General features: G+C 64.4%; 19 protein-coding genes and 1 tRNA gene. 10 read left to right on the top strand and 10 right to left on the bottom strand.

Annotated elements, in window-relative coordinates:
- Window positions 1–31: 31 nt before the first annotated feature.
- Together AB4068_RS03045 and AB4068_RS03040 are read right to left on the bottom strand one after the other, a co-directional pair.
- Window positions 32–1,516 (bottom strand): catalase, encoded by a 1,485-nt coding sequence (locus tag AB4068_RS03045; RefSeq protein ID WP_441432620.1) that lies wholly within the window; start codon window positions 1,514–1,516, stop codon window positions 32–34.
- 7 nt (window positions 1,517–1,523) lie between these two features.
- Complete coding sequence (locus tag AB4068_RS03040; protein WP_059387252.1) at window positions 1,524–2,003, bottom strand: Fur family transcriptional regulator; 480 nt, start codon at window positions 2,001–2,003, stop codon at window positions 1,524–1,526.
- Between the two features lie 206 nt (window positions 2,004–2,209).
- Between AB4068_RS03040 and AB4068_RS03035 the strand changes: the two genes are divergently transcribed.
- Entirely contained in the window at window positions 2,210–3,481 is a 1,272-nt protein-coding gene (locus tag AB4068_RS03035; protein WP_441432619.1) for an MFS transporter, read from the top strand.
- 154 nt (window positions 3,482–3,635) lie between these two features.
- Window positions 3,636–4,505 carry a zinc metalloprotease HtpX gene (gene htpX, locus AB4068_RS03030; RefSeq protein ID WP_284990988.1) on the top strand — a complete coding sequence of 290 codons (870 nt, stop codon included), beginning with the start codon at window positions 3,636–3,638 and terminating at the stop codon, window positions 4,503–4,505.
- Between the two features lie 50 nt (window positions 4,506–4,555).
- Here htpX and efeB read toward each other — a convergent pair whose 3' ends face one another.
- From efeB to AB4068_RS03010, 4 genes are all read right to left on the bottom strand, one after another.
- On the bottom strand, window positions 4,556–5,947 hold the full coding sequence (efeB, locus tag AB4068_RS03025; RefSeq protein ID WP_441432618.1) for an iron uptake transporter deferrochelatase/peroxidase subunit: 1,392 nt from the start codon (window positions 5,945–5,947) through the stop codon (window positions 4,556–4,558).
- Window positions 5,944–7,155 carry an iron uptake system protein EfeO gene (gene efeO, locus AB4068_RS03020; protein WP_441432617.1) on the bottom strand — a complete coding sequence of 404 codons (1,212 nt, stop codon included), beginning with the start codon at window positions 7,153–7,155 and terminating at the stop codon, window positions 5,944–5,946. The genes efeB and efeO overlap by 4 nt, the downstream gene beginning before the upstream one ends.
- A gap of 35 nt (window positions 7,156–7,190) precedes the next feature.
- Window positions 7,191–8,045: an iron uptake transporter permease EfeU gene (gene efeU, locus AB4068_RS03015; RefSeq protein ID WP_332602774.1), complete on the bottom strand. Its 855-nt coding sequence runs from the start codon at window positions 8,043–8,045 to the stop codon at window positions 7,191–7,193.
- Between the two features lie 303 nt (window positions 8,046–8,348).
- Window positions 8,349–8,840 carry a YajQ family cyclic di-GMP-binding protein gene (locus tag AB4068_RS03010; RefSeq protein ID WP_059387254.1) on the bottom strand — a complete coding sequence of 164 codons (492 nt, stop codon included), beginning with the start codon at window positions 8,838–8,840 and terminating at the stop codon, window positions 8,349–8,351.
- A 186-nt stretch (window positions 8,841–9,026) separates the two neighbouring features.
- Between AB4068_RS03010 and AB4068_RS03005 the strand changes: the two genes are divergently transcribed.
- Together AB4068_RS03005 and AB4068_RS03000 are read left to right on the top strand one after the other, a co-directional pair.
- Entirely contained in the window at window positions 9,027–9,287 is a 261-nt protein-coding gene (locus tag AB4068_RS03005) for a hypothetical protein (RefSeq protein ID WP_306959021.1), read from the top strand.
- A 133-nt stretch (window positions 9,288–9,420) separates the two neighbouring features.
- Window positions 9,421–9,502 (top strand) — tRNA-Tyr (locus tag AB4068_RS03000).
- Between the two features lie 183 nt (window positions 9,503–9,685).
- On the opposite strand, the gene AB4068_RS02995 is transcribed toward AB4068_RS03000, so the two are convergent.
- Window positions 9,686–9,910: a hypothetical protein gene (locus tag AB4068_RS02995; protein ID WP_059387272.1), complete on the bottom strand. Its 225-nt coding sequence runs from the start codon at window positions 9,908–9,910 to the stop codon at window positions 9,686–9,688.
- Between the two features lie 139 nt (window positions 9,911–10,049).
- On the opposite strand from AB4068_RS02995, the gene AB4068_RS02990 reads away from it, so the two are divergent.
- Window positions 10,050–10,595, top strand: coding sequence for an acyl-CoA thioesterase (locus AB4068_RS02990; protein ID WP_441432616.1), 546 nt, complete (start codon window positions 10,050–10,052; stop codon window positions 10,593–10,595).
- A gap of 111 nt (window positions 10,596–10,706) precedes the next feature.
- The gene (locus tag AB4068_RS02985) at window positions 10,707–11,078 is read left to right on the top strand and encodes a thioredoxin family protein (protein WP_441432615.1); all 372 of its coding nucleotides are present in this window, start codon (window positions 10,707–10,709) and stop codon (window positions 11,076–11,078) included.
- Window positions 11,079–11,129: 51 nt separating this feature from the next.
- On the opposite strand, the gene AB4068_RS02980 is transcribed toward AB4068_RS02985, so the two are convergent.
- A complete protein-coding gene (locus AB4068_RS02980; protein WP_059387275.1) occupies window positions 11,130–11,408 on the bottom strand; it encodes a putative quinol monooxygenase in 279 nt (92 codons plus the stop codon).
- Window positions 11,409–11,509: 101 nt separating this feature from the next.
- Between AB4068_RS02980 and AB4068_RS02975 the strand changes: the two genes are divergently transcribed.
- Both AB4068_RS02975 and AB4068_RS02970 read left to right on the top strand, forming a co-directional pair.
- Complete coding sequence (locus AB4068_RS02975; RefSeq protein ID WP_441432614.1) at window positions 11,510–13,183, top strand: AMP-binding protein; 1,674 nt, start codon at window positions 11,510–11,512, stop codon at window positions 13,181–13,183.
- Window positions 13,184–13,315: 132 nt separating this feature from the next.
- Complete coding sequence (locus tag AB4068_RS02970; RefSeq protein WP_441432613.1) at window positions 13,316–14,278, top strand: hypothetical protein; 963 nt, start codon at window positions 13,316–13,318, stop codon at window positions 14,276–14,278.
- A 26-nt stretch (window positions 14,279–14,304) separates the two neighbouring features.
- Here AB4068_RS02970 and AB4068_RS02965 read toward each other — a convergent pair whose 3' ends face one another.
- Complete coding sequence (locus tag AB4068_RS02965) at window positions 14,305–15,294, bottom strand: DNA-3-methyladenine glycosylase family protein (RefSeq protein ID WP_306959018.1); 990 nt, start codon at window positions 15,292–15,294, stop codon at window positions 14,305–14,307.
- A 138-nt stretch (window positions 15,295–15,432) separates the two neighbouring features.
- Between AB4068_RS02965 and AB4068_RS02960 the strand changes: the two genes are divergently transcribed.
- On the top strand, window positions 15,433–15,840 hold the full coding sequence (locus tag AB4068_RS02960; RefSeq protein WP_059387279.1) for a VOC family protein: 408 nt from the start codon (window positions 15,433–15,435) through the stop codon (window positions 15,838–15,840).
- Window positions 15,841–15,892: 52 nt separating this feature from the next.
- Here AB4068_RS02960 and AB4068_RS02955 read toward each other — a convergent pair whose 3' ends face one another.
- Complete coding sequence (locus AB4068_RS02955; protein ID WP_441432612.1) at window positions 15,893–16,201, bottom strand: VOC family protein; 309 nt, start codon at window positions 16,199–16,201, stop codon at window positions 15,893–15,895.
- Window positions 16,202–16,257: 56 nt separating this feature from the next.
- On the opposite strand from AB4068_RS02955, the gene AB4068_RS02950 reads away from it, so the two are divergent.
- Window positions 16,258–17,643 carry a cystathionine beta-synthase gene (locus AB4068_RS02950; RefSeq protein WP_306959016.1) on the top strand — a complete coding sequence of 462 codons (1,386 nt, stop codon included), beginning with the start codon at window positions 16,258–16,260 and terminating at the stop codon, window positions 17,641–17,643.
- Window positions 17,644–17,656: the final 13 nt, after the last annotated feature.

The raw sequence follows: 17,656 nt of genomic DNA, 5'->3' as shown, positions 1-17,656 counted from the left end.
CGTAGCGGGGTTGCTTCGTTGGAGGCCGTTGTTACAGCTTGTTGGCTGCTTCCGCGGCCGACTCGCCTTCGCCCGCGCCGAGGTTGGCGCGCAGCTTGGCACCGAGTTCGGCGTCCACGTTGGTCCAGTACTGGATGGCGCGTTCCTTGATGTGGGCGCTCTTGACGCCACCGACGGCGCCGGTGATGGTGTCCAGCAGACGGGCCTTGGCGCCGTCGTCGTACACCTCGCGATAGAGCGCGCCGGCCTGGACGAAGTCGCCGTCCTCGGCGTGCAGGGAGTGTGCGGAGAGCGTCAGCTCGCCGTCGTTCTCCCAGCCGCCGGCCGGGTTCTGCGGCTCAACAGCAGCCGGGCCACCCACGGAGTTCGGTGCGTAGACCGGAACCGAAGGAGCGTTGAACAGGTAGCGTCCCGCGCCGTCCTGGCTGTAGTTGTTGACCTGGTTCTTCGGCTGGTTTACCGGGATCTGGGCGTGGTTGGTGCCCACGCGGTAGCGGTGTGCGTCAGCGTAGGAGAAGATGCGGGCTTGCAGCATCTTGTCCGGGGAGGCGGCGATGCCCGGAACGAAGTTCGACGGCGCGAAGGTGGCCTGCTCGATCTGCGCGAAGTAGTTTTCCGGGTTCTTGTTGAGCTCCATGGTGCCAACGTGGATCAGCGGGTAGTCCGCGTGCGGCCACACCTTGGTGAGGTCGAACGGGTTGAAGCGGTAGGTCTTCGCGTCCTCGTAAGGCATGACCTGGACGTGCAGTTCCCACGACGGGAAGTTGCCGGCGGCAATGTTCTCCTGGAGGTCGCGGATGTAGAAGTCCGCGTCCGAACCGGCCAGCTCTTCAGCCTGGTCGCCCGTGATGGTCTTGACGCCTTGGTTGGACTTGAAATGGTACTTGACCCAGAAGCGCTCGCCCTCGGCGTTGATCCACTGGTAGGTGTGCGAGCCGTAGCCCTGCATTTCACGCCAGGAAGCCGGCAGGCCGCGGTCGCCCATGAGCCAGGTGACCTGGTGTGCGGACTCCGGGGAGAGGGTCCAGAAGTCCCACTGCATGTCGGCGTCGCGCAGGTGGGTGCCCGGGAGGCGCTTCTGGGAGTGGATGAAATCCGGGAACTTGATGCCGTCGCGGATGAAGAACACCGGGGTGTTGTTGCCCACGAGGTCGTAGTTGCCCTCGGAAGTGTAGAACTTGACGGCGAAGCCGCGGGGGTCGCGCCACGTGTCAGGGGAGCCGTTCTCGCCTGCGACGGAGGAGAAGCGGATGAGCATGTCCGTCTCGACACCGGGCTGCAGGAAAGCAGCCTTGGTGTACTTGGAAACATCCGAGGAAGTCTTGAAGGTACCGAAAGCGCCGCCGCCCTTGGCGTGGACAACACGCTCCGGGACGCGCTCGCGGTTGAACTGGGCGAGCTTTTCCACCAGGTAGTGGTCGGTCAGGATGATGGCACCATCGGCACCAACGGACTTGGAATGCGCGTCCGAGGTGACGGGGGCGCCCGACTGGGTGGTCGAGATGTTCGCGGTCATCGTTCTCCTATTTCGTGGTTACTTGCGTGTGAGTAGGAAGCTGTTGTTTGGCCTGGCAGTCCTGGCAGATGCCTTGGTACAGGACGTCTGCGATCTGGATGGTCATGGGTTTGGAGTGCTCATCCCAGTGCGGGGTGAGGCAGGGGGCATGGCCGACGGCACAGTCGACATCCTCCACCCGGCCGCAACTGATGCAGACGGCGTGGTGGTGGTTGTCGCCCACCCGGGTCTCATACAGCGCGGGAGAGTGGGGCGGTTCGAATCGTCGCAGCATCTGTAGGTCCGTGAGGTCGCTCAGCACCACATAAACAGACTGCGCTGTCAGTTCGGGAAGTTCCTTGCGCGCGGCAGCCAGGATGCCTTCGGCCGGGGAATGTGGATTGTGCTGAACGGCAGCAAGAACCGCAAGACGCTGCTTGGTCACGCGGCGTCCGTGGGAATGCAGGGCGGAAGCCCACGCTTCCTGGTCTGCCGTGTGATCTGCCATACGCCCATTGAAGCACTTATTATGAGTACTTCACAATAAGGTGAGGCTAACTTCGGATGAACCCGCCGACGGCGGGCGGCACTCGGGCACGACGGCACCCCGCTCGCGGCCCGGACTCGGGCCCGACGGCGGACCGCACCGCAGCTGCGAACCCTGCCCCCGCGGCGCTCCGGGAGGGCGGATGGCTTGGTGGGTAGGGTTGGACGGTGGCAAAACTCCTGGCTGACATGACCCCGCTTCGCGAAAGCCCCGCATTCCGCCGCCTGTGGCTGGGGTCTTCGGTGTCGATGGTCGGATCCCAGCTGACCCTGGTTGCCGTGAGCCTCGAGGTCTACAGCATCACCCAACAGAGCCTCTACGTGGGACTGCTCAGCATCTTTGCCCTGGTTCCGCTGGTGGTTGCGGGCTTGTTCGGCGGCGCCCTTTCGGATGCCTATGACCGGCGGACGGTCGCCATTGTTGCGTCCCTCGTCCTGTGGGCCTGCAGCGTGGCCCTGGCACTCCAGGCCTGGTTCCAGCTCAACAATGTCTGGATCCTGTTCCTCCTCGTCGCTATCCAGAGCGGCGCGCAGGGCATCAACGGACCGGCACGCAGCGCCATTATTCCCTTGCTGGTCCGCAAGGAACTGCTGCCCGCCGCCAACGCGTTGAGCATGCTCAACATGGGCATTTCCATGACGGCAGGCCCCCTGCTGGCCGGTGTGCTGGTCGCGTCGAGCGGTTTTGGCTGGACCTACACGATCGATGCGCTCAGCTTCGCCTTCGCGCTGTGGAGCCTGTTCAAGCTCCCGGCCCTTCCCGCGGCGGAGAACGCGTCGGCACCCGGGCTGCGCTCCGTCGTCGAGGGCTTCCGTTTCCTGGGCACCCGGCCCAACCTTCGCATGACGTTCATCATCGACCTCATTGCGATGATCTGCGCCCAGCCCCGTGCCCTCATGCCCGCGATCGGAGCCACGATGATCGGGGGCGGTGACACCACTGTGGGTGTGCTGCTCGCGTCCGTGGCCGTCGGCGCCTTCCTGGCGGGACTGTTCTCCGGGCCCCTGGGGAGGGTGCGGCGCCAGGGGAGCGCGGTGGTGTGGTCCGTCGCCGGATGGGGCTTCTCCATAGCGGCCTTCGGGCTGGTGGTGGTCCTGGCCGGGGACGCAGGGCGCGATGGCGTCACGCTGTGGATCATCCCGGCGGCCTTGTGTTGTGCCCTTGCCGGGATCTCGGACTCCGTCAGCGCGGTCTTCCGCACCACCATCCTGCAATCGGCCACTCCGGACCACATGCGGGGACGGTTGCAAGGCGTGTTCATTGTGGTGGTTTCCGGTGGTCCGCGCGTGGGGGACATGCTCGCCGGTGGAGTCACGAAAGTTCTCAGCGAGGGCTGGGTGCTGCTCCTCGGCGGCGTGCTGTGCGCAGTGCTTGCCTGGCTGGTGGCGCGCGGTCAGCGTGGATTCCTCCAGTACGATTCGCTCCACCCGGTGCCTTAGCCCGGACCCAGCCCCGCGCCCAACTAGCCCGCAGTTGTTGTCGTTATGGCGGCTCGGAACGACAACAAATGCGAGCTAGTTGGGCGGAACGTCCGGGCCGCCGTCGGCGTTAATCGGAACAGAACCAAAAGCCGTACTGCAAGAAAGTAGTGAAGTGCATAATCATCACAATGGCCTGAAGACCGCAGCGCTCTTCGGTGTGCTCTGGGCGGTGCTGCTGGGTCTTGGTGCCGTGATCGGTGTGGGCACCCGCAGTGCGTCGCCCATCTGGATCATGGCAGTGATCGGCGTCGCGACAACGGCTTATGGATATTGGAACAGCGACAAGATCGCCATCCGCTCCATGGCCGCGTACCCGGTTTCGGAAGCACAGGCTCCGCAGCTGTACCAAATCGTCCGGGAGCTCTCCGTGCGGGCCAACCAACCCATGCCGCGGATCTACGTTTCTCCGACCATGACCCCCAATGCCTTCGCCACGGGACGCAATCCCAAGAACGCCGCCGTGTGCTGCACCGCGGGGATCTTGAACTTGCTCGACGCGCGCGAACTCCGCGGCGTCCTCGGGCATGAACTCATGCACGTCTACAACCGCGACATCCTCACTTCGTCCATCGCGGCCGCCGTCGCCGGCGTCATTACTTCGGTGGGCCAAATGCTGCTGTTCTTCGGCGGCGGGGACCGGCGGAACGCCAACCCGTTTGCCATGATCGCCATGGCCCTCCTGGCGCCGTTTGCCGCCTCGCTGATCCAGCTCGCCATTTCCCGCACCAGGGAGTACGACGCCGACCACGACGGCGCGGAGCTCACCGGCGATCCGCTGGCGCTCGCCTCAGCCCTCCGCAGGATCGAAGCAGGCGTGAAGCAGGTGCCGCTGCCGCAGGATCAGCGCCTCGTGAATACTTCGCACCTGATGATTGCCAACCCGTTCCGCGGCGGTGCCATGACCAAGCTGTTCGCCACCCACCCGCCCATGCGTGAGCGCATCGAGCGGCTCGAACGGATGGCCGGACGGCCGCTTTCCTAGCCAGCGGTCCGGTAGATCGCCCTACCGGCCGCGTCCGACGACGGGCGGCTTCATGCGAACAAGCCCTCACCAATGAAGCCGCCCGCCTTGATGCCCGGAGGCACCGCGAACAGGCCGGAGCCCGTGTGCTTGAGGTACTCCAGGGCCAGCTTGTCGCTCTTCGCCATCATCATCTGCATGGGCACGTAGTGCGTCCGCGGGTCCTTGACGAAGGCGATGAAGAACAGGCCTGCATCGAGGTGGCCGAGCCCGTCCGAACCGTCGGCGTAGTTGTATCCGCGGCGAAGCATCTTCACGCCGTTGTTCTGGTCCGCGTGGGCGAGGCGGACGTGGGAATCGATGGGAATCAGCGGCTCGCCATCGCGGCCCTTGATTGCGAAGTCCGGCACCGTGAATTCTTCCCCTCCGGACAACGGCGCTCCGGCACCTTTCGTGCGGCCGATCAGCCCTTCCTGTTCGCGGAGCGAGGTCCGGTCCCAGATCTCGATATGCATCCGAATCCGGCGGGAGACAAGGTAGCTGCCTCCCGCCATCCACGCTTCACCCGGGCGGGTTCCGGCGGTGGCCCAGACGTGCTCGTTGAGGAGTGCCGTGTCTTCCGACTTCAGGTTGGCCGTGCCGTCCTTGAAGCCGAAGAGGTTGCGCGCAGTCGTTTGGGCCCGTGAGGTGGACGAGGTGCGGCCGAACCCCAGCTGGGACCAGCGGACGCGCACCTTGCCGAAGCCGATGCGTGCGAGGTTCCGGATCGCGTGCACGGCGACCTGCGGATCGTCGGCGCAGGCCTGGACCACAATGTCGCCGCCGGTACGCGCGGCCTCGAGGGCATCGCCGGGGAAATGCGGCAAGTCGATCAGGGCATCGGGCCTGCGGCCCTCCAGCCCGAAGCGCGGCTTGCCGTCCTTTTCGAAGAGGCCCGGGCCAAAGCCGAACGTCAACGTCAGCTTGCCGGCCGCCAGATCGAGGGCTTCCCCGGTGTCTTCAGGCGGCGCGTCGTAGGGGCCGTCGACGGCGCCAGTCGCGCCGGTCGTGCGACCGGTGGTCATGGCTTCGGCCGCGGCGGTCCAGTCCTTCAGGAGCTGGATCAGTGCGGCGCGGTCCTCAACCGTCACGTCGAAGGCAGCGATGTGGAGGCGATCCTGGGCGGGAGTGATGATCCCGGCCTGGCGCTCGCCGTAAAAGGGAACCACGTCGCTCGCAGCACTGGCCGGGGCCGCCTCAGCTGCCACTGCGTCATGGCTGAGGTACCCGGCGGCAAGGCCTGCCACTGCACCGACACCGCCCACGCCGGCGAGGGAGAACAGTCCGCGTCGGGACATGCCGCGCTTGCCGTCGTCGTCCTTGGCAGCGGACGCAACGGCCGCATTGGCCGGCCCGACGGCGGCAGCCTGGGTCCCGCCGTCGGGCGCCTCAGCGGTCTCGTGGTTGAAAGGGCAGCCGCTCACAGGACCGCGGCTGAGGTGAGCTTGGACAACGGCTCTCCCAAGGCGTCGACCAGCGCGGCGAGCTGCTGGACCTCGGCGGGGCTGAGTTCGTTGTAGTACGCGAAGCCGTCACCCTTGGCGTGCTTCTTGAGTTCGGCCTCAAGGGCAGCGAACTTCCCGTCGAGGCTCGTGGCCAGGGCCGGGTCTTTCTGCGCGAGCGCAGGCTTGAGGTTTTCGAACGCTATCCGCGCGCCGTCGATGTTGGCCTGGAAGTCCCAGAGGTCGGTGTGGGACCAGATTTCTTCCTCGCCTGTGACCTTGCCGCGCGCGACTTCGTCCAGGAGTTCCTTGGCTCCGTTGCCGAGCTTGTCCGCGGAGAGCACCACTGTGCGGGTGCGCTTGCCGAGCTCCTCGGTGTCGGAAACGAGCTGCGTGGCGATTTTGGCCCGCTCGGTGGCCGTCAGCGCTGTGTAGCCCGACGGCGGGAACAAGTCCTTCTCCGCGCGGTGCCAGCCGGTCCATTCCTGGCCCGGTTCAAGGTCGGCTTCGCGGGCGTCGAGTTTGGGGTCGAGGTCCCCGAAGGATTCCGCTACGGGTTCGATCCGTTCCCAGTGCATGCGGGTTGCGGCGTACAGTTCGCGGGCCTTCGTTACGTCGCCCGCCGCGTAGGCATCGGCGAAGGCCTTGGTGCCGGTCACAAGCTGCTCAGTCTGGTCTTTGACGTACGCCGTGTACTGCTGGACCCCAGTGTCCACAAGCTTCTGGAAATCGGCATCGACGCCGGTCTTGTTTCCGGAGTCCGTGACCTCAAAGGCGGCACGGATACCGTCGCCCTGCATGCCGGGCTTGCAGGCGGTGGTGTACTTGCCCGCGGGAGCAGTGACCACCAGGTTGCGGGTCAGGCCGGGACCGATGTTCTCCACTTCGCCGACGATCCGCAGGCCGTCCTCTGCGAGGAGGTAGAACTCGGTAATTTCAGTGCCGTCGTTCTTGACCGCGAAGCTCAGGTTGCCGCTGGGGACGCTGCCCGTGGAGACTTTGCATTCGGTTTTGGTGCTGGTGACTTGGATCGGTCCGGCGGAGGCGCTGGCGCCTGGCGTCTTTGCGTTGTCCGTGCAGCCGGTGAGGACGAGCGGCACCGCGGCAGCAGCGGCGACGAGGGCGAGGGACGTCCGGCGGCGTGAAGCCGTTGTGGGCAGGGACATTTTGGGCAGGGGAGTGCCAGGCATGGGGGTTTCCTTCTGTTGTGGGGTGCGGGAAGCTTTTAGGCAGCGTTGGCGGCTTGGGCCGTGGGGGCGTTGCCGGTGGACTGTTGCGGCGAGGAACCGTTGGTGCGGATGTAGAAATAGAGCACAGGGATCACGTACAGCAGCCAGGCCCCGGCTTCGAGCCACGTGGTGGCCGGGGACAGGTTGAGGGTGCCCTTCAGCAGGGTGCCGTACCAGGATGACGGCGGGATGGCCGCGGAGACGTCGAAAGCGAGGGTGTGGAGCCCCGGCAGGATTCCGGCTTCCTGGAGGTCATGGATGCCATAGGCGAGCACACCGCCCGCGATCACGATGAGGCCGACTCCGGTCCAGGTGAAGAACCGCGAGAGGTTGACCTTGAGGACGCCGCGATGCAGCAGGTATCCGAGCCCGGCAGCGACGGCCAGGCCGAGTAGCGCGCCTAGCAGCGGCTGCGACGACTCGCCGGCGGCCTGGGCAGCAGCCCAAAGGAACAGCGCAGTCTCAAGTCCTTCGCGGCCCACCGCCAATGCCGCCACCACCACGAGGCCCCACGCGGCGCCGTCGGCCATCTTGTCCACTTGCGACTTCAGCTCGCCGCCGAGGCTGCGGGCGGTGCGCGCCATCCAGAAGACCATCCAGGTGACGAGCCCGACGGCGGCAATCGACAATCCGCCCCCGATCGCCTCTTGCGCGGCGAAAGTCAGTCCCTGCGGACCGAAGGTGAGCAAGGCGCCGAAGGCGATGGATACGGCCACGGCGATGCCGACGCCGGCCCACAGCCGGGGGAGCAGCGAGCGGCGTCCGGTCTTGACCAAGTAGGCCATGAGCAGGACCACAACGAGGGTGGCTTCAAGGCCCTCGCGCAGGCCGATCAGGAAGTTCGCGGTCATGTGGAATCCTTCGTTAGGGGAGCCACACTTAGGCTCACCTAAGGAAGTACAGTACCCGCTGGAAGTGATTGCGCAAAAGAAACGTGTCGTAATTATTTTGGGGTGGATGTCACGCGCTGCAATCTTTTGACCTCCGAGGATCGGTGCAGTCGCGGAATCCCGGGGCCTTCGCCAGGCCTCGGCCCCAAAAGGCTGCGTGGAGTGACGCGCCTGTCTCCGTTAACGACGACGGCGCGTTGCCCCCTGAGCGGGCAACGCGCCGTCGTCGTACTTCCGGATGGCGGCTTGGGCCGCCGCGAAGTCCTAGCTGCGGAAGTTCACGAACTGGAGATCGGCCTCTTCGAACTTCTTGAGGATGTTCATGGTCTCCTGCAGGTCATCGCGGGACTTCGAGGTGACGCGGAGCTCGTCGCCCTGGATCTGGGACTTGACGGACTTAGGGGCTTCGTCACGGATGATCTTGTTGATCTTCTTCGCGATGTCCTGGGCAATGCCCTCCTTGATGGAGCACTCCAGGCGGAATTCCTTGCCGGAGGGGTAAGGCTCGCCCTGGTCGAGGGACTTCAGGGAGATGCCGCGCTTGATGAGCTTGGACTGGAACACGTCCAGGACAGCGAGGATGCGGTCCTCCGAGTTGGCCTTCATGAGGATCTTCTCGCCGCTGAAGTCGATCTCAGCGCCGACGCCCTTGAAATCGTACCGCTGGGCGATTTCCTTCTGGGACTGGTGGAGCGCGTTGGCGACTTCCTGCTTGTCTACCTTGCTGACGACGTCGAATGTGGATTCGCCTGCCATGACTCTCCTTGTGATCGTTGGGGGTGGCCCGGAAACGGGCGGTTTTGTCTGCCATCCAGCCTAGTACGGAAGCGCCCGGCGTGTGCTGAACGTTCACAGTTCGCTCACAGCACACGCATGGCCGGAACTGAGACTGCCCCGACAGAGTTGTATCAGTTTGAAGAGCCCGTCCTGAAAAGGAGCACCATGAGCAACCAGGCCGTCCGCTACGTCACCAAGTCAGCCGCTGCCGCCGCCGGTTCAATCGGAGTCGCTGCCGCCACGGCCGCAGGCGCGGTTGCAGCCGCAGCGCTCGCCGCCTCCGTGGTCCTGAGCCCGGTCCCGGACGCGGCGTCGCGGATGGATGGCGTCCACGCGGACTTGTTGCGGGCCGTGCAGCTCAACCAGATCACCCTTGAGCAGGCGGCCAGTTTCGAGGCCAAACTTGCAGGACGGATACTTGGTTAGCCTGAGATTTCCGCCGATTTTGTGGCCTCGAGGGCTCGWTTCGATTCTTCGGCAGAAGTTCTGTAAGGTTGTCTTGCTCGCGCTTACCGGATCGGAAACGAACCGATGATCGGGAGTGACTTCTTTGAAGTTCGGCAGATTACCCGAGCGGCCAAAGGGGGCTGACTGTAAATCAGCTGGCAACGCCTACGGGGGTTCGAATCCCTCATCTGCCACAAAATTAAATCCCCGGAACCACATGGTTCCGGGGATTTTTTTGTCCGTGTTTTCTGGGGAGGCCCCGTTCGACGCGCGCGGGGCCGTTCGACGCGGAAAATCCTTTGCGCGGCGCTGGTGGATTCTCGACGCACGAATTCCGGTGTCGACAGGGATTTTGCGTGTCGAAAACGAAAGCCCAGTTAGCTCGCGCTGCCCGGCTCCAGCCAGTAACCGTCCTGGTGATGGACGAGTTGCCGGCCCAGGCCTCCGGACAACTGGATCCAGAGCGTGCTGCGATCCTCGGTCATGCCGTCCAAGGTGCCTACGATCCTGTTGCCGCGGGTGTCCTGCAACACGAGCTCCTGGTGGAGCGGAAGTTCCGGCCACACCTCTGCGTGTGGCCTGATGGTTTGGGTGGTGCTCACGGGATCTCCTTGGTGCCTTCTGCAATTTGTTTTCAGACATTCTTCCCGCGGCATGTGAACCGGCGGTAAACGACATGCCACGTAGCGACACACAAAACGGGGCTGTCCCGAAATGTTACTGGGGAGTAACATTGCGGTTATGCATTTGCTTCTCCGAACCCTCTTCCTCTTGTTCACCTCGTCCAGGCGGAGCCGGCTCAGCGTTTGGGGCACGTCTTCCTTGCCCATGCGAGTGCTGCCCACGGACATCGACATTGCGATGCATGTCAACAACGGCATGTATTTCTCGCTGATGGATCTTGGACGCTTCGACCTCATGGTGCGCGCGGGGATCTGGCAAAAGATGCGCAGACGCCGCTGGAGCCCCGTGGCAGCTGGGGAGACCGTCGCGTTCCGGAAGTCGTTGCAGCTCTGGCAGCAATACACCATCGAGTCCAAGATCATCGGGCTCGATTCGAAGGCGATCTACTTTGAACAACGAATGGTGGCCGACGGCGAGATCTACGCCCGCGCGCACATCGCCACAAGGCTTGTCGCCAAGGGCCGGCCCGTGAGCCAGGAGGAAATCCTGGCCGAGTTCGGCGAGCCCCCCGCGGACCTCGAGCTTCCGGAATGGATCCACGAGTGGCGCGAGAGCAACGCGCTCCCCGGTGCCAGGAAGGCCGCCCCGCACCTCTGGCACTAGCCGACGGTACCGGGCGGCCCCAAACGAGCTGCCCGGCGTCGTGCTTTATTCCCGGTTTGCCGGGTAGCGAACAAGCGCGACTTAGGCGGTGCGGTCGCGTACCGTGGAAGCATGGCTACAGTTGACATCACCGGCGAGCAGTTCGCATCGACCATCGAGGGCAATGACATTGTCCTGGTGGATTTCTGGGCTGCGTGGTGCGGCCCTTGCAGGCAGTTTGCCCCCACATACCAGGCCGCTTCCGAGAAGCATGACGATGTCTTCTTCGCCAAGGTGGACACCGAGGCCGAGCAGCAGCTGGCCGCCGAAGCCGGTATCTCCTCGATCCCCACGCTCATGGCCTTCCGCGAAAAGGTCCTCGTGTTCTCCCAGCCGGGCGCACTGAACGGACCACAGCTGGAGCAGGTCATCGAGGCCGTCAAGGGTCTCGACATGGATGAGGTCCACGCGCACATCGCAAAGCAGCGCGCCGAAAACCCCTAGCAAACGCCATCGGCTGTTGCCCACTTTCCAGTGGGCAACAGCCGATGCTAGTTAGAGGCGCTCGAGCTTCACCGGCTCCGCGAGCAGGGCGCTGAGGGATTCGTTGAGGTCCTGGACGGCGATGCCCTTGGAATGGGTGTCGAGGTGCTCCTCGGATGCCCACTGTTCGGTCAGGACCAGCTTGTCCTCGTTGGCTTCGGTGAGCTCGTAGCGGATGCAGCCGGGTTCGTTGACCACTTCGTCGATCGCGATTTCCAGCGCGAGCTTGACGCGGAAGAATTCGCCGTCGTTGGGGATGAACGTGGCCTGCAGGTCAATGGGTGCACTCATGGGATTCACATTACCGGCTGGCCCGCCAAGGCCCTGAAATATTTTGTAGGACTTCCAAGCAAAAGTCTTCTCTTGGCCCCCGGAGTTGGTAGCGTGCGTTCATGCTTTCCTACACAGCCGGGGACACTGACGTCCCGCTGCTTGAAGAGACCATCGGCGCCAACTTCGAACGCGTCGCGGCGCGGTTTCCGTTGCGGGACGCGCTCATCGAAGCCGCCGTGGTGCCGGGCGATGAGGCCAGGCGCTGGAGCTACGAAAAACTGAACGACGACGTCGATCGCCTCGCGCGTGCGCTGCTCGCCATGGGCGTCGCGAAGGGTGACAGGGTAGGCATCTGGAGCCCGAACTGCGCCGAATGGACCATCCTGCAATACGCCACGGCGAAGGTCGGGGCGATCCTGGTCAACGTCAATCCGGCCTACCGCAGCCATGAACTCGAATTCGTGGTCCGCCAGAACGGCATGCGGATGCTGGTGGCCGCGCCATCGGACAAGAACAGTGACTATGTGGCCATGGCCCGGGACGCCTTGACCAGTTGCCCTGAGCTTCGGGAGCTCGTGTTTCTTCCCGATCTGGGACTGGACATGCTTAACGCAGGCGAACCGCAAACTGACGCCGAGCTGACGTACGCCGAACTGCTCAAGCGGGCGGACGACGTCGTCCCCTCAGCGCTCAAGGCTCGGATGGCGGAGCTGGACCCGCACGATCCCATCAATCTGCAATACACCTCGGGGACCACGGGCTTCCCCAAGGGCGCCACCCTGACGCACCACAACATCCTCAACAACGGCAACCAAATCGGCAGGCTGTTGGGGTACACGGAACGCGACCGCGTGGTCCTTCCGGTGCCTTTCTACCACTGTTTCGGCATGGTCATCGGGAACCTGAACGCCCTGAGCTTCGGCGCGGCCACCATCATTCCCGGCCGCGGATTCACCCCGGCCGCAGCGCTGGAAGCCGTGCAGGATTTTGGCGGGACCTCGCTGTATGGCGTGCCCACCATGTTCATCGCCGAGCTGGCTTTGCCGGATTTCGCGTCCTACGACCTCTCGACGCTGCGTACCGGCGTCATGGCCGGCTCACTATGCCCTATCGAGGTCATGGAGCGTGTCATCGCCGAGATGAACATGCGGGACGTGGCCATTTGCTACGGCATGACCGAGACTTCTCCCGTATCCACCATGACCCTCGCGGCCGACACCCTTGAGCAAAGGACCACGACTGTAGGGCGCACGATGCCCAGGCTCGAGTCCAAGATCGTGGATCCGGGCACCGGCGAAACCCTGGAACGCGGAGGGATCGGCGAGCTGTGCACGCGGGGCTACGCCGTGATGGCCGGGTATTGGGGCCAGCCGGAGAAGACAGCCGAGGCCATCGACGACGACGGCTGGATGCACACCGGCGACCTCGCCCGGATGGACTCGGACGGTTTCATCATCATCGAAGGCCGCATGAAGGACATGGTCATCCGCGGAGGGGAGAACATCTATCCCCGCGAAATCGAGGAGTTCCTGTATCGCCATCCCGCCATCCAGGACGTCCAAGTCATCGGGGTGCCTGACCCCAAGTACGGCGAGGAGTTGATGGCGTGCATCATCCTCAAACCGGGAGCGGCTTTGGACCTGGAAGGGGTGCAGGAGTTCTGCCGAGGCAAACTGGCCCATTACAAGATCCCCCGCTACGTCGACATCAGGGAGAGCTTCCCCATGACGGTGTCCGGCAAGGTGCGCAAGATCGACATGCGCGAAGAAGCGATCGCCCGCCTCGGACTCTAATTCCAACGCGGGGTCACTTACGGCCCATGTTGGGCGGCAACATGGGCCGTAAGTGACCCCGCGTTGGCTTGCTTGGAAGTCAGCCTGTGGATAACTCCTTGCCGGGGTCAAACTGCGGACAAACTGGATCCCATGGTCCGCATCATGCCGCTGCCGGAGGAACTTAGTAACCGTCCTTTCACGGTCTATGAATCCCGCGTGCTTGGCGTCGCTCCGAAGCGGCTCCGGGCCAGGGATATGTCCGACGGCGGGCGGCTGATCTACTTGCCTGCGGGTCGTGACTTTGAGTTTGCCGAACAGGCGCGGGTCCTTGCCGCGGCAACACCGGGCGCCTGGGTGTCCCATGAGAGCGCCGCGGTACTGACCCGGCTCGGCCTTCCTCCGTGGCTGGGCGACTGCGAGACGGTCCACCTGAGCAAGCCCCATGAGCTTCCCCGGGTCCGCCGGACCGGGGTGACGGGGCACCGAGTCCGTGTCCTCCAGGGCGAAGTCACGGAGATAGGCGGTATCCCGGTGTCCTCCCCGTCCCGGACGTGGCTTGACCTGGCGCATCAGTTGCCGCTGCGGTACGTGATTGCCATGGGCGATCAGCTGATCCGTAGGCCTCGGCCTGGCCTTGAAGGAAGGACGGAGGCCTACGCCACCAAGGAAGGATTGCGGCTCCTGATCCGGCAGCATCCGAACATGAAAGGCGTGGAGAAGGCCCGGCTTGCCCTTGAAGACATGCGGGTTGGAGCAGATTCGTTTCCGGAGACATTCCTGCGGCTCGCAATGTCGGAGGCGCGATTGCCTGAACCGGAACTGCAGCTCCGCCTCGACCCGGACGATCCGTGGTCGCCGTCCGCGGACCTGGGGTACCGGCGGTTTCGGATCGCCGTGCAGTACGACGGCGCACCACATCTCACGCGGGAACAGCAGACACGGGACAACCGGAGGGACGAAGCGTTCACCAATGCCGGCTGGTCCTACTTCAAGGCCAACGCCGATGATCTGGCCGAAGGGTTCTCTGGCCTGATTGTCCGGATCAAACGCGCGAAACTCCGAACGCGGGGTCACATACGGCCCATGTTGGGCGGCAACATGGGCCGTAAGTGACCCCGCGTTGGAGGGCGTTGGTGGCGTTAGTGTCCTCGGTGGTCCTGGATGGTCATCCGTGGTCCGAAGGTCGGCTTGCGGAAGCCGCTGAGCCCCAGCATCCGGACTACCCGCTGGCGGTGCCCACGCCACGGTTCCAGGAGGGCGATCATTCCGGCGTCGTCCGTCTTCCTGCCTGTGAGCGCATAACCGACGTACGAGGCCAAATGGTAGTCGCCCACCGCGATCGAATCAGGGCAGCCATGGGTCCGCTGGACCACCTCGGCGGCCGTCCAGATGCCGATGCCCGGGATGGTCTGCATCTTTGCCCCGGCTTCAACCGCGCTGAGTGAGGCGAGCCGTTCAAGCGCGACGGCGGATCGCAGCGCCCGCATGACCGTCGCCGAACGCTGGGGACCCACGCCTGCCTTGTGCCATTCCCACGAAGGGATGGCTAACCATTGGGCGGCGGTCGGCGCCACGAGCAGCCCCGAGGGGCCCGACGTCGGGAGGCGGCCTGCGCTTGGCGCTGCGGTGCCGAACCTGTACATCAGGTAGCGGTAGCCCCGGCGGGCTTCGATAGTGGTGACCTTTTGCTCAAGAATCGTGGGCACGAGGGAGTCCACCACACGGCCGGTGGTAGGCAAACGGACGGTGAGGTTCCGGCGTCGGGCTTCCCGGACCATGCGCGGAAGGGTGGCATGGAACGCAGCGTCATCAAAGCCGGACCAGTCGTCCCCGCTCCCCAACAACGCAGGCACGGAGGCAATGGCGGAGCCCGCGCCGGGGCCCCACGCCTGGGCATCGACACGGGTGTCTTGGCCGGTTCCCGCGGCGGTGAGTCGCAATGTGACCGGGCCATCCGGCGTCGTGAAGGCCATCCACACCCCGTCCTGCCGTGCAGCGAAGGACGGATCGCCGTTGCCGCGCATGAGGATTCCCACGGTCTGCAGGAGGTCGAAGGGGCCGCCGGGGTGCCATCGCACTGATGCGTCGGCCGCAGCCGCTGCGGCGGGTGGGGCATCGACGATGGTCATTCATTCATGGTCGCATGCTCGTGTGACAACACTCGAAAAGAGCCGCGCTCAAGCCCTTACGCCGCGAAACCCACACGACTAGACTCCACGTGTGGCGCGGGGCGTCTGCGCCTTCCATGACAATCTCAGGAGAACGCAATGGCCGGTGTAGTGCATTTCGAGATCCCCGCGGACGACAAGGAGCGGGCCAACACATTCTACCAGGGTGCCTTCGGCTGGATGCTCAACCCCATGCAGGAAATGGACTACACGATCGCCATCACCACGCCTTCGGACCCACAGACGGGCATGCCGAGCGCGCCAGGGGCCATCAATGGTGCACTGTTCCCGCGTACAGAGGAATTGAAGACGCCCATCATCACCGTTGACGTCGAAGACATCGAGGCTTCGCTCGGCCAAATCGAGAGTGCGGGCGGTTCTGTGGTCAAAGGCAAGGATGCTGTTCCGGGCATGGGTTACTACGCCTATTTCAAGGACACCGAAGGCAACATCCTCGGCCTCTGGCAGACGGACTCTTCGGCAGGAGGCACTGCACCGGCAGAGTGAATGGGTTGCTCGGGACGGCCCTTTACGCGGAGCTGGCCCTACGCTCCCGAAACTACTCTCCGAAGCGCCCGCGGGACTCCGCCGGAATCAGCGGGTTCTCGGCCCGGACCTTGAGTTCCTGCACCGTCCACGTGTTGCCGTCCGGATCGCTGAAGCCGAAGAACGTGCCGCCGTCGCGCTCGTCGAAGACGGTGATTTCGCTGGCCTCGACCCCGCGGCCGAGCAATTCCTCGCGTGCGGCGCGGGCATCCGCGACCACAAGCTGAAGGCCCCGCATGGAACCCGGCGCCATCTCGCTCTGCGCCGGCAAGTCTCCGACGACGATCGAGCATCCGGAGCCCGGCGGAGTCAGCTGTGCCACGTGCTGAGTCCTCCGCTGCACCGGAGCAGTCCCGACCAAGCGGTAACTTGGTACCTATGAAGTACGCCCAGTCCGTCCTGGACCTCATTGGCAATACACCGCTCATCAAGCTCAACCACGTGACCGGGGACATCAAAGCCACCATTCTGGTGAAGCTTGAATATGTGAATCCCGGTGGCTCCATCAAGGACCGCATCGCGGTGAAGATGATCGAGGAAGCGGAGCGGGACGGAAAGCTCAAGCCGGGCGGAACCATCGTGGAACCGACCTCGGGCAATACCGGCGTCGGACTCGCCCTGGTGGCCCAGCAAAAGGGCTACAAATGCATCTTTGTTGTCCCGGACAAAGTGGGCGAGGACAAGCGTGCCGTACTTCAGGCGTACGGCGCCGAAGTTGTCGTGACGCCTACTTCCGTGGCCCCGGACAGCCCGCAAAGCTACTACAGCGTCTCCGACCGGCTCGTGTCGGAGATCCCCGGAGCCTACAAGCCGGACCAGTTCTCCAACCCCGCAGCCCCCGGCAGCCACTACGAAACCACCGGGCCCGAGATCTGGCGTGATACCGACGGGAAGATCACCCACGTCGTGATCGGCGCCGGGACGGGCGGCACCATCACCGGCACCGGGCGCTACCTCAAGGATGTGTCCGCCCAGCGGCCGGAGTCCGACGGCGGCCGCGTCAAGGTCATCGGCGCGGACCCGGCAGGCTCGGTCTACTCGGGCGGCACGGGGCGGCCCTACTTCGTGGAGGGCGTCGGCGAGGACATGTGGCCGGCCAACTACGACAAGACTGTGCCGGACGATGTCATCGCCGTCAGCGACGCCGACTCCTTCGAGATGACCAGGCGCCTGGCCCGCGAGGAAGGACTCCTGGTAGGGGGTTCCTCGGGCATGGCAGTGGTTGCCGCGTTGCAGGTGGCCAAAGACCTTGGCGAGGAAGCCGTCGTCGTCGTGATCCTGCCGGACTCCGGCCGGGGCTACCTGGCGAAGATCTTCAACGACAAGTGGATGCGTTCCTACGGCTTCCTCTCCGGCGGCGAGGAAGCCTCGGTGGGCGAGGTCCTGAAGTCCAAGACCGGCGAAATGCCGGACCTCGTCCACATCCATCCCAACGAGACCGTCCGCGATGTCATCAACATCATGAACGAATTCGGGGTTTCGCACATCCCGGTCCTCTCGCAGGAGCCGCCCGTGGTCATGGGCGAGGTGCTCGGCGCTGTCGATGAGCGCACGCTGACCTCCAAGCTGTTCCGTGGCGAGGCGAAATTGACCGACAAGATCTCCGAGCACATGGGGGAGCGCCTGCCCGTGATCGGCTCCCTGGAGACCATTTCCGCCGCACGCGAGCTGCTGTCCGACGTCGACACCGTCATGGTGACGTTCGTTGGAGCTCCCGTGGGGATCCTGACCCGCCACGACCTTCTCGCCTACCTGAGCAACTGACACTAGGAGTTCA

The sequence above is a fragment of the Arthrobacter sp. 2RAF22 genome (assembly GCF_052115325.1).
In the GTDB taxonomy this organism is placed as follows: domain Bacteria; phylum Actinomycetota; class Actinomycetes; order Actinomycetales; family Micrococcaceae; genus Arthrobacter.
Note: the sequence above shows the minus strand (reverse complement) of the source record. Positions and strands in the feature narration are given on the sequence as shown.